Raw genomic sequence first — 16,229 nt, 5'->3', positions numbered from 1 at the left:
GAGAGGGCACTACAAATGTAATAACAGTTTTTTAATTATTAAACAAATTTGTAAAATTAATTTTACATTAAATAATTATGAGTTTTTATCGATAAGTAGCTGGATAATACCATCAACCATACCTACTCTGGGTACATAAATATGCTTAATACCGGCCGTTTTCATCACTGTAAGGTATATTTCACAGGCCGGTATAATTACGTCGGCACGGTCCTGGTTCAGGCCCAAAACATTTATACGGTCTTTTAATGAAAATGAGGTAAGATAAGTATACAGTGATCTGAGCTTGTTAAAGGGCATGGGAGCATCATTTTCTTCTTCAGACAGCCTATACAGTTTGTTGATATTACCGCCCGTACCAATACCGGCCAGTTGTTTAAAACCCCGTGTATGTTCGCGTATAAAATCCCTCATATCGTTCCAGGTCTCTTCGGTGTCCTGGTTATCCAAAATCCGGATGGTACCAATATTGAATGACCTGGAGGCCATCAGTTCGCCTGCCGAAAAAAGCGAAAGCTCGGTACTGCCGCCGCCAACATCTATGTACAGGTAATTTTTACTTTTATCAATGTTTTGTTCAGCATGGCTGGCGTAAATAACCTTTGCCTCTTTTGAGCCGTGGATGATCTCGAGCTCAATGCGGGCTTCTTCGCGTATCAGCTTAACAACCTCTTCCCCATTGTTTGCCTCGCGCATTGCCGATGTGGCATAGGCCAGGTAATCGGTCACTCTGTAAACATCCATCAGGTTTCTGAATGCCTGCATTGATTTTACAAGATCATTGGTCTTTTTTTCAGATATGTGCTTCTGAATAAATGCATCATCGCCTAACCGCAGGGGCACCCTGATCAATGTGTTTTTTTTAAAGGAAACCGAATTATTGTTTTCAATAATATCAGCAATCAGCAGCCTTACTGCGTTTGAACCTATGTCTATAGCCGCGTATCTCAATTTGGTTTATTTTTAGTTTTAAGGAAGTTATAGATCTCTATTTGCGCGCGATGGGCTTCGGCAGCGTGGGTTTTATGATATTTATTGTTATTAAAACCGTTTATTTCACGGGCCTTGGTATTGTCCTGTAACTGAATGTTAATTATATCTTTAATTTCTTTGCGCAACTGCTCGTCATATACAGGGAAACCAACCTCAATACGGTTATCAATATTACGGGTCATAAAATCGGCCGATGTAAGGTACAACAGTTCATTGTCGCCATTGCAATAAATATGCACCCGGGCATGTTCCAGGTATTTATCAACTATACTTATAACTTCAATATTCTCGCTATATCCTTTTACACCGGGAATAAGGCAGCACATGCCACGAATGATCATTTTTATTTTTACGCCGGCATTGCTCGCCTGATATAATTTAGTGATCAGGCTTTCATCGGCAAGGCTGTTCATCTTTAATATCATATAAGCCGTTTTACCCGCTTTCGCGTTTTTTATTTCGGTATCAATAAGCTTGTAAATAGCTGGTCTTGAATCAATAGGCGATACGATCAGGTTTTTAAGCCCTTTGGGCAAAGTATTTTTATACAGGGCCTTAAAAACCACCACCAGGTCGCCGGTTATTTTTTCATTGGCAGTAAACAAGGTATGGTCGGCATATATTTTGGCTGTTTTTTCGTTGAAATTACCGGTTGATAAACAGGCGTAATGAACCAGTTTTCGTTTTTCAAGGCGGGTAACCAGGCATATTTTAGAGTGCACTTTATACCCTGCAACACCATAAAGCACATTTACGCCTTCTTCTTCCAGTCTGTTGCTCCAGTAAATATTGTTCTGTTCGTCAAAACGTGCCCTAAGCTCAACCAAACAGTTTACCCTTTTGCCATTTTTTGCCGCGTTGATAAGCGCATGTATCACCATTGAGTTTTCGGCAAGCCGGTAAACAGCAATACTGATCTCCTTAACTTTTGGATCAATGGCGGCTTCACGTAAAAAATGTATGATATAATCAAATGACTGGTATGGGGTGCTCACCATATAGTCGCGCTTGGCGATCAACCCGATCAAACTTTTGCCAAACGACAGATCCTCAACAGGTAAAGGAGGATATTTATTGTATTCCAACTCCGGGCGGCCAACATTGGGGAACGAAATAAAATTTTTGAAATTGTGATATCTGTTACCCGGAATAAGGCTTTCGCCATGCAGGCCCATTTTATTTACCAAATATTTCAACATGTCCATAGGCATATCGGTATCGTACAGTAAACGCATAGGTTTACCCTTTTTACGCTTCTGCAGGCTTTTGGACAGGGAATCAATAAATTTATCGCTTACCTCTTTATCCAGGTCAAGCTCGGCGTCGCGCGTTAACTGTAAGGAGTAGGCCTCAATGCTATCATAGTTAAAAATGAAAAATATATCCTCCAGGCTATATCTGATGATATCATCAAGCAGGATAATAAATTTCAGTTTATTGGTTTCAGGCAGTACAACAAATCTCGACAGGTTATCCGGAAACTCAATAAGCGCAAACCTTGACTTTTTATTCTTGGTAAGCTTTACAAAAAAGTAAATAGCACGATCGCGCAGCTCGGGCAAAGGCAGCGTATCGTCAAGCATGATTGGAACCAGGGTAGCCAGCAATTTTTCCCTGAAATAGCTTTTAACAAATGCGCCGCGCGTTACGTTAAGCTGCTTGTCATTCAGCAAAAATATTTTCTCTTCGGCAAGTTCTTTAACAATGATGTTCTCATACAGGTTGTTAAACTTACGTTCCTGCTTTACAACAACGTTTTTTATCTGGTTCAGGATTTTTTTGGGGTTATATCCCAGTATCTCCTTTGATTTTTCGTTCAGGTTGGCCAAACGACTTAAAGTGGCCACCCTTACCCGGTAAAATTCATCAAGATTGGATGAAAATATAGCTAAGAACTTTATCCGTTCAATTAGCGGGACAGTAGGGTCGGCAGCCTCCTGCAAAACCCGGTCGTTAAAATATAACCAACTTATTTCTCTGTTTATTAAGGGAACCTGTTTATCCATATAAATTGCCCGTGCGGGCCCACTTTTACAAAACTGCTTATTTATTTGTTAAGTTAATATTAACTCATTGGTATTAATAGGGATTTTATTCATTATTATTTTATTGGCTGTGTAAACAAATTAATTTAACAGGCTGTATAAATGTTTACAATACCTTAGTTTTGTAAACATTTATAAACTACATTACTTATGCCAACATTTGATATAGTAAGCAAGATTGACGGGCAAACCCTTGATAATGCCATAAATACTGCTAAAAAAGAGATATTGAACCGTTATGACTTTAACGATTCAAAAAGCACCATTGACCTGGATAAAAAAACAAACGAGATCACGATTGTTACTGAAAACGATATGCGCTTAAAAGCCATACAGGATTCTATCATCAGCCGCATGGTGAAGCAGCACCTTGACCCAAAAGCTTTGGATTTTGGCAAGGAACAGTATGCTTCGGGGAATATGATACGCAAGGAGATAAAAGTTAGGGAAGGTATTGATAAAGAAGCCGCTAAAAAAATAGTAAAACAGATAAAAGACAGCGGGCTTAAAGTGCAGGCTTCTATTATGGACGACCAGGTGCGCGTGCAGGGTAAAAAGATAGATGACCTGCAGGCTGTAATAAGCTTATGCCGCGCCGGAGATTTTGGACAGCCGCTGCAATACATAAATATGCGGGATTAAGGTGAATTGCGAGGAACGAAGCAATCTCTCTCTGTATAGTATAGAGATTGCTTCATACCCTGCAATAACGCCTGATAATTAAACGGGCTCTTACAATTCAGATCCCTTTTGATATCAATTAACCCGCAACTTCTGCTTCTTTAACTTCATTTGGTCGGCCGTTTTTAAAAGCCTTGCGCGGCGAAAGACCCAGCAGTTCAAACATGGCCATATCGGTATCAAATGATGGATTTGGTGTGGTTAAAAGCTTTTCGCCGGCAAAAATAGAGTTGGCACCTGCCATAAAACAAAACGCTTGTTCTACTACGCTCATTTCGGTACGCCCCGCGGATAAACGCACAACAGTTTTAGGCATAATAATACGCGTGGTTGCTATCATGCGCACCATATCCCAAACGGATACGCGGGGCTGGTCGGCCAAAGGCGTACCCTGCACAGGCACCAACGCATTGATAGGTACCGATTCGGGATGCTTAGGCAGATTTGAAAGCGTCTTGAGCATCGATATACGGTCTTCCACAGTTTCGCCTAAACCAATGATGCCGCCGCTGCATACGGTAATTTTGGCTTTACGCACATGTTCTAATGTTTGCAGTCGCTCATCATAGGTGCGGGTTGTTATAATACGTTTATAATCTTCTTCTGAAGTATCCAGATTATGATTGTAGGCATAAAGGCCCGCGTCGGCCAATCGTTGCGCCTGGCTTTCGGTTAGCATACCCAGAGTGCAGCAAACCTCCATGTCCAGGCTGTTAACGGCTTTCACCATGTCAATCACCTTATCAAAGTCCCGGTTATCCCGTACCTCGCGCCATGCCGCGCCCATACATAACCTGGAGGCGCCCCCTGCTTTTGCCTTTTCAGCTGCAGCGATAACTTCGTCTTTAGGCATTATGGCATGTACATTAACGCCAGTATTATAACGTGCTGCCTGCGGACAATAGGCACAATCTTCGGAGCACCCACCTGTTTTTATGGAGATCAGCGAGCTGATCTGCACTTCGGCATAATCTTTATTTTCACGGTGAATAGTTGCTGCCTTGTAAACAAGGTCAAGCAAAGGGGTATGGTATATTTCAGCTATTTCCTCTTTCGTCCAGTTGTATCTTACCTCGGTCATTCTGTTCAGATTTTGATGGTTCAAATTTATAATAAAAGTTTAGATGCAAGCCAAAGCGGCAGCAAAAACCCTATACAATCAGTAAATGTAGTGATGATTATGGACGATGCCACAGCAGGGTCTATCCCTACCCTTTTCAATATCAGCGGAATACCGGCGCCTGTTAATCCGGCTACAATTAAATTACCCGTCATCGCCAAAAATAAAACCAGGCCCAGCATAGGGTTGGCGTCATAAAATAAAGCAAATAACAAAACGATAAGTCCGTTAGCAGCGCCATTGATCATACCTACCAAAAACTCTTTTAATACGGTAGTATATGCCTGATGATCGGTAAGGTCGCTTAATGAGATACGCCGTACCGTAACCGCGAGCGCCTGGGTGGCCGCGTTACCGCCCATGCCGCCAATAATGGTCATATAGGCCACAATAATTGGCAATTTCTCGGCAATGCTGCTAAAATGCCTGATAACCGCCGCCGCTAAAAAGGCGGTACCCAAATTAATCACCAGCCATGGCAAGCGGCTTTTTACCGCATCCCGCCAGTTACCGCTCAATTCCTCATCCTCAGATACACCCGATATTTTCAAAATATCCTCGGTGTTCTCTTCCTCCATTACGTCAATGATGTCATCAACGGTAACACGACCCAGCAGTTTCATGTCCTCATTAACAACCGGGATACTGGTGAGGTTATATTGTGATATTAAACGGGCAACTTCTTCCTGGTCAACATCGGCCTTCACGTATACATAATTGGTTTGCACGAGGTCGCTCACCTTTGCATCGGCCCTCGCTTTAATAACCGTTTTTATGGATAGTATCCCTTTCAGTATATCAAGGTCATCAACCACATAAATGGTATATAATTCCTCCATCTCTTCGGATTGATGAATGATCTCATCAAGGGCGTCTTTTTTATTAAGGTTTATGTTTACCTTAATAATTTCGGAGTTCATTAAACCACCCGCGGTATCCTTGTTATAACTTAATAAAGCGCGTATACTGCTGGCATCCTCCTGGTCAATATCTTTTAATATCTCATGCTGCTGTTCGGCATCCAGTTGTGAGATAATATCGGTGGCATCGTCATAGTCAAGCTCCCCAACTATTTCCGATCTTTTTTCAGGGTGCAGGTTTACCAGCAGCTCTTCCGGATGGTGTTCTTCATCCATTTCAGAGATCACCTCTGATGCTACGTCAGACGGGAGTACGTTGATGATCCGTTCTTTAGCTTCCTGCGGAAGCTTTTCAAATAGTATGGCAATCTCAGAGGCATGATACCCCTGCAGAACTTTCTCTAACTCAGCATCATCGCTTTCCAGAGCGTTTTTTATGCGGAGCAGATCGGTTTTATCAATTTCAAAAGATTGCATACCCGACTAAATTAAGTATTTATACAGCAAACAAGGAATAAAAAGGCATTAAATTAGCGATGGAAACTAACAACCGGCAGCTATAAACTATGGTTGTATTTAACGGCCACACCGTTTATCTTACCCAATTTTGTTAAAGTTTGCTCTACCTGGGTTTTACGTATAGATACCTGTATACTGCAGTCGTTATCAAACTGCTGGTTAAGAATGGTAAGGTTATCATCTTTAATGATGCGCATTACATCATTCATTTGCAGGTAATCAAATGCAATGGTATAAACGTCGTTTACCGTTTTATGGATGATGACCGCCTGGCCGACGGCTTCTTCGGCGGTTGTTTTATAAGCATTGATTAAACCTGGCACACCTAACAGTGTACCCCCAAAGTACCGCACCACAACTACTACAATATTGGTAAGATCATGCGACAGTAATGTGTTAAGAATAGGCCTGCCCGCTGTACCTGATGGCTCGCCATCATCATTTACCCTGAATACCGACCTGTCTACACTCAAACGCATGGCCCAGCAATGGTGGTTTGCTTTTGGGTGTTCTGCTTTTAGTTGAGCAACAATAGCTTTAATATCATTTTCGGAATTTATAGGATAAGCGTAACCCAGGAACTTACTGCCGCGGTCGCGAAATATACTTTCGACAGGCTTTTCAATGGTTTTGTAGGTATCGTCAAAAAGCATTAAAACAAATTAAAGATGAAGAAAGCCAAGCGTTTGCGGAAAGTAGATGATAACTATGGCTAATATTGCCACGGCAATACCCGCTTTGTTTAACATGCTAAGCTTTTCTTTAAATATAACCATCCCTATGAAGGCCCCTACTACTATTACACCGATGTTCATGGCCGAGAACACCACAGACGGACTGTTGGCCAATGCCTGGTGGGCTTTTAAATAAAACAATATATTGCCAAAATTTGCCACTCCAAGTATCCACCCTATCAGGATATGCGGCCAGGAAAATTTTGTTTCTTTTGTGGCCACCTTGTATATCAACCCGATCATGGACAGCGCAAACGCCAGTATAAAAATTACAAAAATAGCGGAAGTAAATGGTAAGCCATTAGCTTTTGATATCTGTTTCAACAAAATATCAATACATCCAAAGCCTAAAAAAACACACAGCAAATAAACCCAGGAAACCTTGTTTACCCTGTTGTAAACTGCTTTTTGCCAGGGAATTGAAAATATGATGGCAATAAAGGCGAGCACTATGCCTATTATTTTAACAGGGTCGCGGGTCTCGCCAAATAAAAAAAACGCGGCGAATATGGGAATGAACAACGACAGGCGCTGTGCAATGTCAGTACGAACTATACCGGCCAGCCTTACCGAAGAAGCCATAATAACAAACAGTAATGGAAATAATACGCCGAGGGCAAGGTAATTATAAACAGGCCCGGCCAGCAGGCCGCTAAGCTTCGGCCTGAAAAATATCCAGGTAAGCAATATAGCCATGGAGTAGTTCCAGGTTATGGCCTGATAAACATCAATTTGATAACGTTTGGCAAGCTTTAACAAAACAGAAACTACAACACTGCAGCAAATGCTTAAAAAAACGTATATCATGTAATTATATAATTGGCTTGTTATATACTATTTGCAGGCGATCATCGCCCGATGGTATTTCCTCTGCAATAATACCTGTTATTTGTGGTGCTTTTATACCCTTTTTCAAAACAGTTTTGCCGGTAAAAACACGGGCCTCATCCCATAAGCCGGCTTCAATGAATGACTGTAACGTGCGGGCGCCCCCCTCAATAATTACAGATTGTATATCCTGCAGGTATAACTGATATAAAATATACTGTGGTACATAGCGCTCAAAATCTTCCAGGGCGATGTATTTATTTTTACCTTCGGCATCAAATTTAACCTCATTAAATATCAGTGTTTCAACAGATTGATCAAATACATTCAAGTTTTTATTCAATTCAAGCCGCCGGTCAATTACCACACGTTTGGGCGATTTGCCTTCCCAGTAACGTACATTTAACTGAGGGTTATCAATATTGGCGGTATTTTTACCTACCAGTATAGCGTCTTCTTCGCTGCGCCATTTATGTACCAACTTGCGCGATGCCGCGCCCGTGATCCATAACTGGCTGCCATCATCAGGCGCGAAGAAACCGTCATCGGTTTGCGCCCATTTCAATATGATATACGGCCTGTGTTTTTGCACACGGGTAAAAAAACGGCGATTAAGCCATTGACATTCCTTTTCAAGCACACCCGTAATTACCTCAATGCCGGCGGCCTTTAACTTTTCAATCCCCTTGCCATCAACCTGCTCAAACGGATCGCGGCAACCTACAACAACTAAAGGTATCTGGTGCTTTATAATAAGATCGGCGCAGGGAGGTGTTTTGCCGTAATGGGCGCATGGCTCTAAAGAAACGTATATCACAGATTGTTTTAACAATTCGGCTGCATTATCAAAATTGGCGGTTACCTGTGCAATAGCATTTACCTCAGCATGGGCTTCGCCATATTTTTGGTGATAGCCCTCGCCTATTATTTTGCCCTCATGAACTACAACCGCGCCTACCATAGGGTTCGGACTTACCCATCCGGCACCCAACCCGGCAAGCTCTATACAGCGCTGCATATATTTTTCATGTTTAACCATGCTGCAAAAGTAGCTTTTATGTTACTTTGTTGCATGATTACCATTAAGGATGTTTTTGAAGATTACAAACAGCTGAGCAAGATCTATGACACCAATGAAACAGAAGCCATTACTTTACTGGTAATCAGCGAGGTAACCCAACTATCAAAAGCGTCTATAAAAGCTTTTCCCGACAGGAAACTGAGCGCCCAACAGATCGGCAAACTAAAAAACATCCTTGCACAATTAAAAACCGGGGAACCAGTACAATATATTTTAGGTACTACAGAGTTTTACGGGTTGCCATTTAAAGTAAACCCTGCGGTACTGATACCCCGTCCTGAAACTGAGGAGCTGGTTCAGTGGATCATTAGCGTTTGCCGAGGGCAGTTCGCAGGCCAAATTCTTGATATTGGCACCGGGAGTGGTTGTATTGCCATAAGCTTAAAAAAAAACCTGGTCAATGCACAGGTATCGGCCATTGATATATCAGAACCAGCTTTACAAACCGCTAAAGAAAATGCGGGGTTAAATGACGTTGACATAAACTTTATTCATGCCGATATATTAAGCCCCCAATTGACTGATGGTTTACAAACCGGTTACTCCTTAATAGTTAGCAACCCGCCGTACGTTACTTTAACCGATAAAAAGCAAATGCACAGTAATGTGACTGATTTTGAGCCGCATACCGCGTTGTTTGTTCCGGAGCATGACCCGCTTGTTTTTTACAGGGCCATAGCCGATTTTGCACAAACAAGTCTGAAACCAAACGGGCTGCTGTTTTTTGAGATCAATGAAAACTATGGTAATGAAACCGTAGAGCTGTTAAGTAATAAAGGATTTAAAAGTATAGAGCTGCGTCAAGATATGAGCGGCAGGGACAGGATGATAATGGCTGCATTGAAGTAATTTATCGACGTTACAATACCGATGAGCTGAAAAAGCTTGTTTGCTTAGTTATAAATAATTTGCTCTATCATTTTACAATGGCCGTACTTACCAATGTCTTTATAAACGGCAATTTTTAACTTAAACTTATTTTTTTCAAAAAGCATTTTCTTTTTGAATGATGGTATTTCAGTACCTCCCAAAATATTTAAGTCATTTTCTATTTCCGTAATAATATCTACCGACGATTTAAACATTTTGTTATTGATGTTATACAATTGTCCAATAACGCCATCATAACGCTCAAAAAGTATTTGAAGCATGAAAGCGTTTGTCTTTGAATAGTTGCCTAAATCATTGAACAAATCCTTTAACTCATTTAACTCTGCTAAATAATCTAACATAATTATTAATCTTTAATTAATATCAGCAAGCCTGATGCCGAAATTTTCCATACTCAGAACAAACAACGCTTAATTGCTTTTCTACAAACCTGAGTAAATTTCGCCCCAATCAGGGGAATTTCACATCACTTTGTAACGCATAAGTTACAAACATATACCATATACTCCACATATTTAGAAAAATAATTTCACTTTGGATGGTTTCACATAATGATATAGTTAAAAACCCGGTGATATTTAAAATAAACTAAGTTAACTGCGTGGATGAAATTGGCTGATGGTGCTTTTCAGATACTCCCTGTCCAGATGGGTATATATTTCGGTAGTGGTAATACTTTCATGACCCAGCATTTCCTGTACAGCGCGCAGATCCGCTCCGCCCTCAACCAAATGTGTTGCAAATGAGTGCCTGAACGTATGTGGGCTTACCTTTATTTTTAAACCCGTAAGTTTAACCAGGTCTTTTATCATTAAAAATATATAAACCCGGCTTAGCCTTGCTCCCCGGCGGTTTAAGAAAACGATGTCTTCTTCGCCCCTTTTTACAGCTATATGCACACGCACATTTTCTATCCACACTTTAAGGGCTTTTATTGCCGCGGTTCCAATAGGTACCAGTCGTTCTTTATTGCCCTTGCCGGTTACCTTTATAAATTCAATATCAAGGTATAAGTTTGACAACTTTAACTCCGTTAATTCAGATACCCTTAAACCACAGCCATAAAGGGTTTCCAGAATGGCTTTATTGCGCGCGCCCTCGGGTTTTGACACGTCAATAGCGGCAATCAGCTTATTAATATCTCCGTAGCTTAGTGTATCGGGCAGTTTTCGCTGTATCCGGGGCGACTCCAACAGTTCGGATGGATCATTTTTAATAACGTCTTCCATCAACAGGTATTTATAAAAGGCCTTAATGCCAGAGAGTATCCGGGCCTGGGTTGAGGGGATCATGCCTAATTCATTTATCCAGGCAATAAATTGGCGAAGATTGTTCAATGTAATACTTTCCGGTTTTAACTTTTCAGCTTGAATATCAGAAAACTGACTAAGCTTTTCTATATCCCGGGTATATGATTCGACCGAGTTGTCAGCCAGCGATTTTTCTAATTTTAAATAGGCCTGAAAACCTTTTATTGCCGAACTCCACTCCAATTGATTTTAGTTTTAATGATTTATAGTTAAGTTTGAACTAATGAATATACAAATTATTAACGGCCCTAATTTAAACCTGCTTGGCATACGCGAAAAATCAATTTACGGTAATACCAACTTTGATACTTACCTGGATGAACTGCGCAAGCATTATGCAAACATCACTATTAATTATTACCAAAGTAATGTTGAAGGTGAAATTATAAACAAACTGCATGAAATTGGTTTTAGCTTTGATGGAATTGTGATGAATGCCGGTGCGTATACGCACACCTCTATTGCCATTGCCGATGCTATTGCCGCTATTAATACCCCTGTTATTGAAGTGCACATTTCAAACGTTTATAAACGCGAGGAGTTCAGGCACTCATCAATGCTGGCCGCAAGTTGTAAAGGTGTAATAGCAGGCTTTGGGATGGACTCGTACCGTTTGGCTGTTGAAAACCTGCTAAACGGGTAATTTGCGTATATTTATTATAATACAGGCAAAACGCTTTCTAAAATAAAGTGTTTACCCCGTGCGTTTAGCGTATTTATCCCTATGTATAAAATAGTTAAGGTTGCCGCGTTTAGCTTTCTGCTTATTACATTTTTTTCGTGTGCTGATGTATTGGCGCAAACCAAAAAGAAAAAGGCCCGCTCTGTAAGGGATTCGCTCCGCGCCTCCATCCTCTCGCGCGACTCGATGATGCGATCATTAAAAAGATCGGATACATCTACCAATAACCTGCTTCAAAAGGTTGAATATTATACTTCGGCCTTTAACCAGATCAAAACCAACTTATCCAAGCAAATTGATACTGTTGACATAAGCGAGCAATTGCCGAGGTATGAAAAACGCATAAGCCTCATCAAATCATTGATAGATAATGATAAATCGAGCACGCTCCGTTATTTATACGCTATACGCGACATTTTAACCCGAAGTGATGACCAGTTAGACCTTTGGCAGGAGCAACTGGCCGATATAAACTCAAAATTAGTTCAAAATCAAACTGATCTAAACGCTATATCACAAGACAGTGTTTTAAAGATCCTGCCGGCCGACAGCTCCCTGGCTACAACCTTTCTGATCCAGAAGATAGCTATAGACAGCAAATACCACAGACTGGATACCGTTAATAAAAAACTGATGGTAAAGATTGGCCTGCTGCAAAACCGCACATCATCAGTATATATATCCATACTTGACCTTAAAGACCAGATAGATCTTAAAATACGCAACTTCAGTATCAGGGCCTTATCGGCCGAGTATAGCAATATATGGAATATGAAAGCCGACGAGGGAACTGACTTTACCGAAGCGCTTTCAAAAACCGCTACCATGAACTCAAAGCTTTTTAACTTTTTCATCGGGCGTGATATATTGATACATCTTTCGGGGTTATTAATTTTATTGGGGTTTGTGGCCTGGGTATATGCCAGCCGAAAAAAAATACGCAAAACGAATGAGGCCTTTGATATGGTATTTAGCCAGGCAAATTATGTGATACGTTATCCGTTCGTTTCTGCTGTCATTATTGCTTTTACGTTAATACCCAATTTTTACGATCACCCGCCTGTAGTGGTGCTCGAAACCTTTTTTGTTATTTTAATAACAGCGTTACTTTACCTGACCAGGAAAACTTGTCCAAAACCACTGTTTAATTACCTTTTGCTGTTATTTATCATAACTAATATTTATTGCTTGAGCAACCTGTTTATTCAGGTAACCAATGCCGACAGGGTGGCGGTGCTATTACTTGGGCTTGCGTCAATTTTTATCAGCTTAAGATTTTTACCCTCAGTTCGTAAAGCGCCGGATGACTTTTTGCCCTACACAGGTGTTGTACTTAAATTTTTCATTCTTCTTCAAACCGTATCATTTATATGCAATGTATTCGGGCGGTTTAGCCTGGCCAAAATAATTGGTGTAACAGCTGTACATAATCTGTGGCTGGCTATGGCCATGTATTATATAGTACAAATGGTCATGGAAGCCTTGTTTTTACAGCTGGAAGCCAGCAAAAACAGCAACAACCTAACTTCATACATTGATTTTCAATTACTTAAAAATAAATTCAGAAGCGTACTTGTAATATTAACCAGTTTGTTGTGGCTGGTTATGCTTACCCAGAACCTAAGTATTGAGGATGTTGTATTTACCCACATCGAAACCTTTTTAACAACCAACAGGAGCATTGGGGGTACCAATACGCAATTCACTTTTCAAAGTGTGATCATATTTATTGCGGTGATATGGCTGTCATCTATTTTATCAAAGGTTATCAGTTACCTGTATGATGTATCTGCAAAGCATAAACATGATATGGATATGCTTAAAAAGAAAAACCGCACCTCCACCCTGCTGATACGTATTGGGGTTATAGCGATAGGGTTTTTCCTGGCCGTGGCCGCATCAGGTGTACCTATTGACAAGATCACGATCATCATAAGTGCATTTGGTATAGGTATTGGCTTTGGTTTGCAGAATATTGTAAACAATTTAGTTTCGGGGCTGATACTGGCCTTTGAAAAGCCGATACAGGTAGGCGATATTATTGAGGTTGATAGCCGCTCGGGCACAATCCTGGATATTGGTATACGGGCAAGTAAAATTGCTACCAGCGATGGCGCCGAAGTAATTATACCCAACGGCGACCTGATATCGCATCACGTTATTAACTGGACATTAAGCAATAATAACCGCCGTGTTGAACTCATAATAGGTGTGGCCTACGGAACCAGTATTGAAAAGGTAAAAGGCCTATTGAATGATGTATTAAAAAGCCATACTGATATTATGACAACTCCTGAGCCGTCGGTATTATTACATAACCTGAGTGAAAGCTCTGTTGATTTCAGGGTGCTTTTTTGGGCCGCAGACATCAATACCTGGTTAGGGCTTAAAAGCAGTGTGCTAACCGATATTTACGATACATTTAATAAAGAAGGCATAGAAATACCTTTCCCCCAGCAGGATGTACACGTTTTATTACCACCAGACGGTGTTACCGTTAACTCAACAAATGAAAAAGTTAAGCCGGCAAAAAATATAAAAGGCACAAACGCAAACGATACTAAAGCAGATCAGTCTGATCAAGATCAGTAAACCTGGTTTGCTTTTTAACAAAAAAATCCCATACTATGCTGCCTTTGTACATGCCTTTAAGGTTAGGGATATGACGTGTTTGCCCTTGCGTTTTTTTAGATTTGTCCTTTGATTTAAACAAACCCCGCAAAAAGTTCTGGTGGGCCCGGCTTACAGCCCAAGCATCTTTACGCTTGCCTTCGGCCAAAAAGCGGCCTATAGCCAGCAGGTCCATCCAAAAACGTAAGCTTATTACAAATAAAGCCCTCCAAAACGGCAGGTTCTTTTTTAACAACAGCAGGTTGTTCCTGAAATTTAAGTAGGTTTTAAAGGGGTTTTCGGCATTGAGCGTGCCGCCACCAACGTGATATATGGCCGATTGCGCGCAATACATTACCTTGTAGCCCATATTTTTTAAACGCCAGCAAAGGTCAATTTCTTCCATGTGGGCAAAAAAGGATTCGTCAAAACCACCTGCTTCATCCCAGTATTTCTTTTTGATAAATAAGGAAGCCCCTGACGCCCAAAACACCTCGCCAGATTGTTCATACTGCCCAAGGTCATATTCAACTTCATAAAACATACGGCCACGGCAAAATGGATAACCAAAACTATCAATAAACCCGCCCGCAGCACCGGCGTGTTCAAACTGGTCTTTTTGGGCAAACGATAATATTTTTGGTGCGGCGGCAGCAACCAGCGGATCGCTTTCCATTAAACTGATCACAGGCTCTATCCAGCCGGGCATTACTTCAACATCTGAATTAAGCAGAATATAATAATCGGCATCTACCTGGCGCAATACACGATTATATCCACCTGTAAAGCCATAGTTTTCATCATTTTGTATAAGCCTAACGTTGGGATAGTTTTCTTTTATAAAAGGCACAGAATCATCGGTTGAGGCATTGTCGCCCACCACAATATCAAGCCCCGGCCAGGTTGAGGCTAAAACATACGGAAGGAATTGTTTAAGATATTTAACGCCGTTCCAGTTTAATATAACTACGGCAACTTTAGGTGTTCTGATCATTTATGTTTGTCCTCCGGCTTAAACTTCCATCTCCGGTGAGACCATAGCCAATATTGCGGTTCCCTCCTGATCATCCCCTCCAGATACCGCACATGTGCATCTGTTATTTCGTGCTCAGCAGTTTGTTTTGCATTTTCAGTTAAAGGAACCAAAGTATAAGTATAATAACCTCTTTTTACGCGTTTCATATCGTAAAATACCACCGCGGCATCAATAGCCTTTGATATTTTTTCGATGCCCAAAAATACGGCAGTTGGTTGATTTAAAAAATTGGTAAAGTAATTTACTTCGTGCATTACCGGGGTTTGGTCGCCAACCAGTACGCTTACGGTCAACTCGTTTTTATATTCAACCATTTTCCGCATGGTTTGCCTCATGGCAACCGGTTGTCCGCCAAAACGCGAGCGTACTTTAATGAAAAAATCATTAAAGATAGTATTGGTTAGCGGCTTGTACACTATCATAAACCTTTTATCGGTAACAAAATTAAAGTTCAGGGCAGCCATTTCCCAGTTGCAATAATGTCCGGCTACGGCAATAATACTTTTACCCTTGGCAAAATATTCATGTACAAGATGAGCGTTGGTAGCTGTTACACGCTTTTGAATTTGTTTTTCAGATACGGTGATCATTTTCACAGTTTCAACCACCAGATCGGCAAGGTAACGGTAATATTTATATTCAATATCATGGCGCTCGCCGGCAGTTTTTTCGGGGAAGGCATTGGCAAGATTTTGCTGTACCACATCCCGGCGATAGCGTGCCAGATGGTATACAACAACGAACAAAACATCAGATATCAGGTACAAAAACCAAAAGGGAAGTAACGATGTAAGATATAAAAAAAATATACCTAACCTTAAAAACCCCTTTTTTATCAT

General features: G+C 40.9%; 15 protein-coding genes. 4 read left to right on the top strand and 11 right to left on the bottom strand.

What is annotated here, in order from left to right:
• Positions 1-75: 75 nt before the first annotated feature.
• Complete coding sequence (locus J2W55_RS06645; protein WP_310093348.1) at positions 76-951, bottom strand: Ppx/GppA phosphatase family protein; 876 nt, start codon at positions 949-951, stop codon at positions 76-78.
• Positions 948-2,999 (bottom strand): polyphosphate kinase 1, encoded by a 2,052-nt coding sequence (gene ppk1, locus J2W55_RS06640; protein ID WP_310093346.1) that lies wholly within the window; start codon positions 2,997-2,999, stop codon positions 948-950. The genes J2W55_RS06645 and ppk1 overlap by 4 nt, the downstream gene beginning before the upstream one ends.
• Before the next feature lie 189 nt (positions 3,000-3,188).
• Here ppk1 and J2W55_RS06635 point away from each other — a divergent pair, with 189 nt between their 5' ends.
• Positions 3,189-3,680: a YajQ family cyclic di-GMP-binding protein gene (locus J2W55_RS06635; RefSeq protein WP_310093344.1), complete on the top strand. Its 492-nt coding sequence runs from the start codon at positions 3,189-3,191 to the stop codon at positions 3,678-3,680.
• Positions 3,681-3,798: 118 nt separating this feature from the next.
• On the opposite strand, the gene bioB is transcribed toward J2W55_RS06635, so the two are convergent.
• From bioB to ribD, 5 genes are all read right to left on the bottom strand, one after another.
• Positions 3,799-4,800 carry a biotin synthase BioB gene (gene bioB / locus J2W55_RS06630; protein WP_310093342.1) on the bottom strand — a complete coding sequence of 334 codons (1,002 nt, stop codon included), beginning with the start codon at positions 4,798-4,800 and terminating at the stop codon, positions 3,799-3,801.
• Between the two features lie 26 nt (positions 4,801-4,826).
• On the bottom strand, positions 4,827-6,176 hold the full coding sequence (gene mgtE / locus J2W55_RS06625) for a magnesium transporter (RefSeq protein ID WP_310093340.1): 1,350 nt from the start codon (positions 6,174-6,176) through the stop codon (positions 4,827-4,829).
• 80 nt (positions 6,177-6,256) lie between these two features.
• Positions 6,257-6,871, bottom strand: coding sequence for an IMPACT family protein (locus tag J2W55_RS06620; protein WP_310093339.1), 615 nt, complete (start codon positions 6,869-6,871; stop codon positions 6,257-6,259).
• A gap of 9 nt (positions 6,872-6,880) precedes the next feature.
• Positions 6,881-7,759 carry a DMT family transporter gene (locus J2W55_RS06615; RefSeq protein WP_310093337.1) on the bottom strand — a complete coding sequence of 293 codons (879 nt, stop codon included), beginning with the start codon at positions 7,757-7,759 and terminating at the stop codon, positions 6,881-6,883.
• A gap of 4 nt (positions 7,760-7,763) precedes the next feature.
• A complete protein-coding gene (gene ribD / locus J2W55_RS06610) occupies positions 7,764-8,819 on the bottom strand; it encodes a bifunctional diaminohydroxyphosphoribosylaminopyrimidine deaminase/5-amino-6-(5-phosphoribosylamino)uracil reductase RibD (RefSeq protein ID WP_310093336.1) in 1,056 nt (351 codons plus the stop codon).
• 33 nt (positions 8,820-8,852) lie between these two features.
• Here ribD and prmC point away from each other — a divergent pair, with 33 nt between their 5' ends.
• On the top strand, positions 8,853-9,710 hold the full coding sequence (prmC, locus tag J2W55_RS06605) for a peptide chain release factor N(5)-glutamine methyltransferase (protein ID WP_310093333.1): 858 nt from the start codon (positions 8,853-8,855) through the stop codon (positions 9,708-9,710).
• A gap of 44 nt (positions 9,711-9,754) precedes the next feature.
• On the opposite strand, the gene J2W55_RS06600 is transcribed toward prmC, so the two are convergent.
• Positions 9,755-10,093, bottom strand: a complete 339-nt coding sequence (locus tag J2W55_RS06600; RefSeq protein WP_310093331.1) for a hypothetical protein — start codon at positions 10,091-10,093, stop codon at positions 9,755-9,757.
• Between the two features lie 252 nt (positions 10,094-10,345).
• Positions 10,346-11,245 (bottom strand): site-specific tyrosine recombinase XerD, encoded by a 900-nt coding sequence (gene xerD / locus J2W55_RS06595; RefSeq protein ID WP_310093329.1) that lies wholly within the window; start codon positions 11,243-11,245, stop codon positions 10,346-10,348.
• A gap of 40 nt (positions 11,246-11,285) precedes the next feature.
• Between xerD and aroQ the strand changes: the two genes are divergently transcribed.
• Together aroQ and J2W55_RS06585 are read left to right on the top strand one after the other, a co-directional pair.
• Positions 11,286-11,705 carry a type II 3-dehydroquinate dehydratase gene (gene aroQ / locus J2W55_RS06590; protein ID WP_310093327.1) on the top strand — a complete coding sequence of 140 codons (420 nt, stop codon included), beginning with the start codon at positions 11,286-11,288 and terminating at the stop codon, positions 11,703-11,705.
• A gap of 81 nt (positions 11,706-11,786) precedes the next feature.
• On the top strand, positions 11,787-14,336 hold the full coding sequence (locus J2W55_RS06585) for a mechanosensitive ion channel family protein (RefSeq protein ID WP_310093325.1): 2,550 nt from the start codon (positions 11,787-11,789) through the stop codon (positions 14,334-14,336).
• Here J2W55_RS06585 and J2W55_RS06580 read toward each other — a convergent pair.
• Together J2W55_RS06580 and J2W55_RS06575 are read right to left on the bottom strand one after the other, a co-directional pair.
• Positions 14,305-15,348, bottom strand: coding sequence for a glycosyltransferase family 2 protein (locus J2W55_RS06580; RefSeq protein ID WP_310093322.1), 1,044 nt, complete (start codon positions 15,346-15,348; stop codon positions 14,305-14,307). The genes J2W55_RS06585 and J2W55_RS06580 overlap by 32 nt on opposite strands.
• The gene (locus J2W55_RS06575) at positions 15,345-16,229 is read right to left on the bottom strand and encodes a lysophospholipid acyltransferase family protein (protein WP_310093320.1); all 885 of its coding nucleotides are present in this window, start codon (positions 16,227-16,229) and stop codon (positions 15,345-15,347) included. Before J2W55_RS06575 ends, J2W55_RS06580 begins: the two co-directional genes overlap by 4 nt.

Source organism: Mucilaginibacter pocheonensis (genome assembly GCF_031456535.1).
Classification (GTDB): Bacteria; Bacteroidota; Bacteroidia; order Sphingobacteriales; family Sphingobacteriaceae; genus Mucilaginibacter; species Mucilaginibacter pocheonensis.
This window is presented reverse-complemented; position numbering and strand designations above follow the sequence as displayed.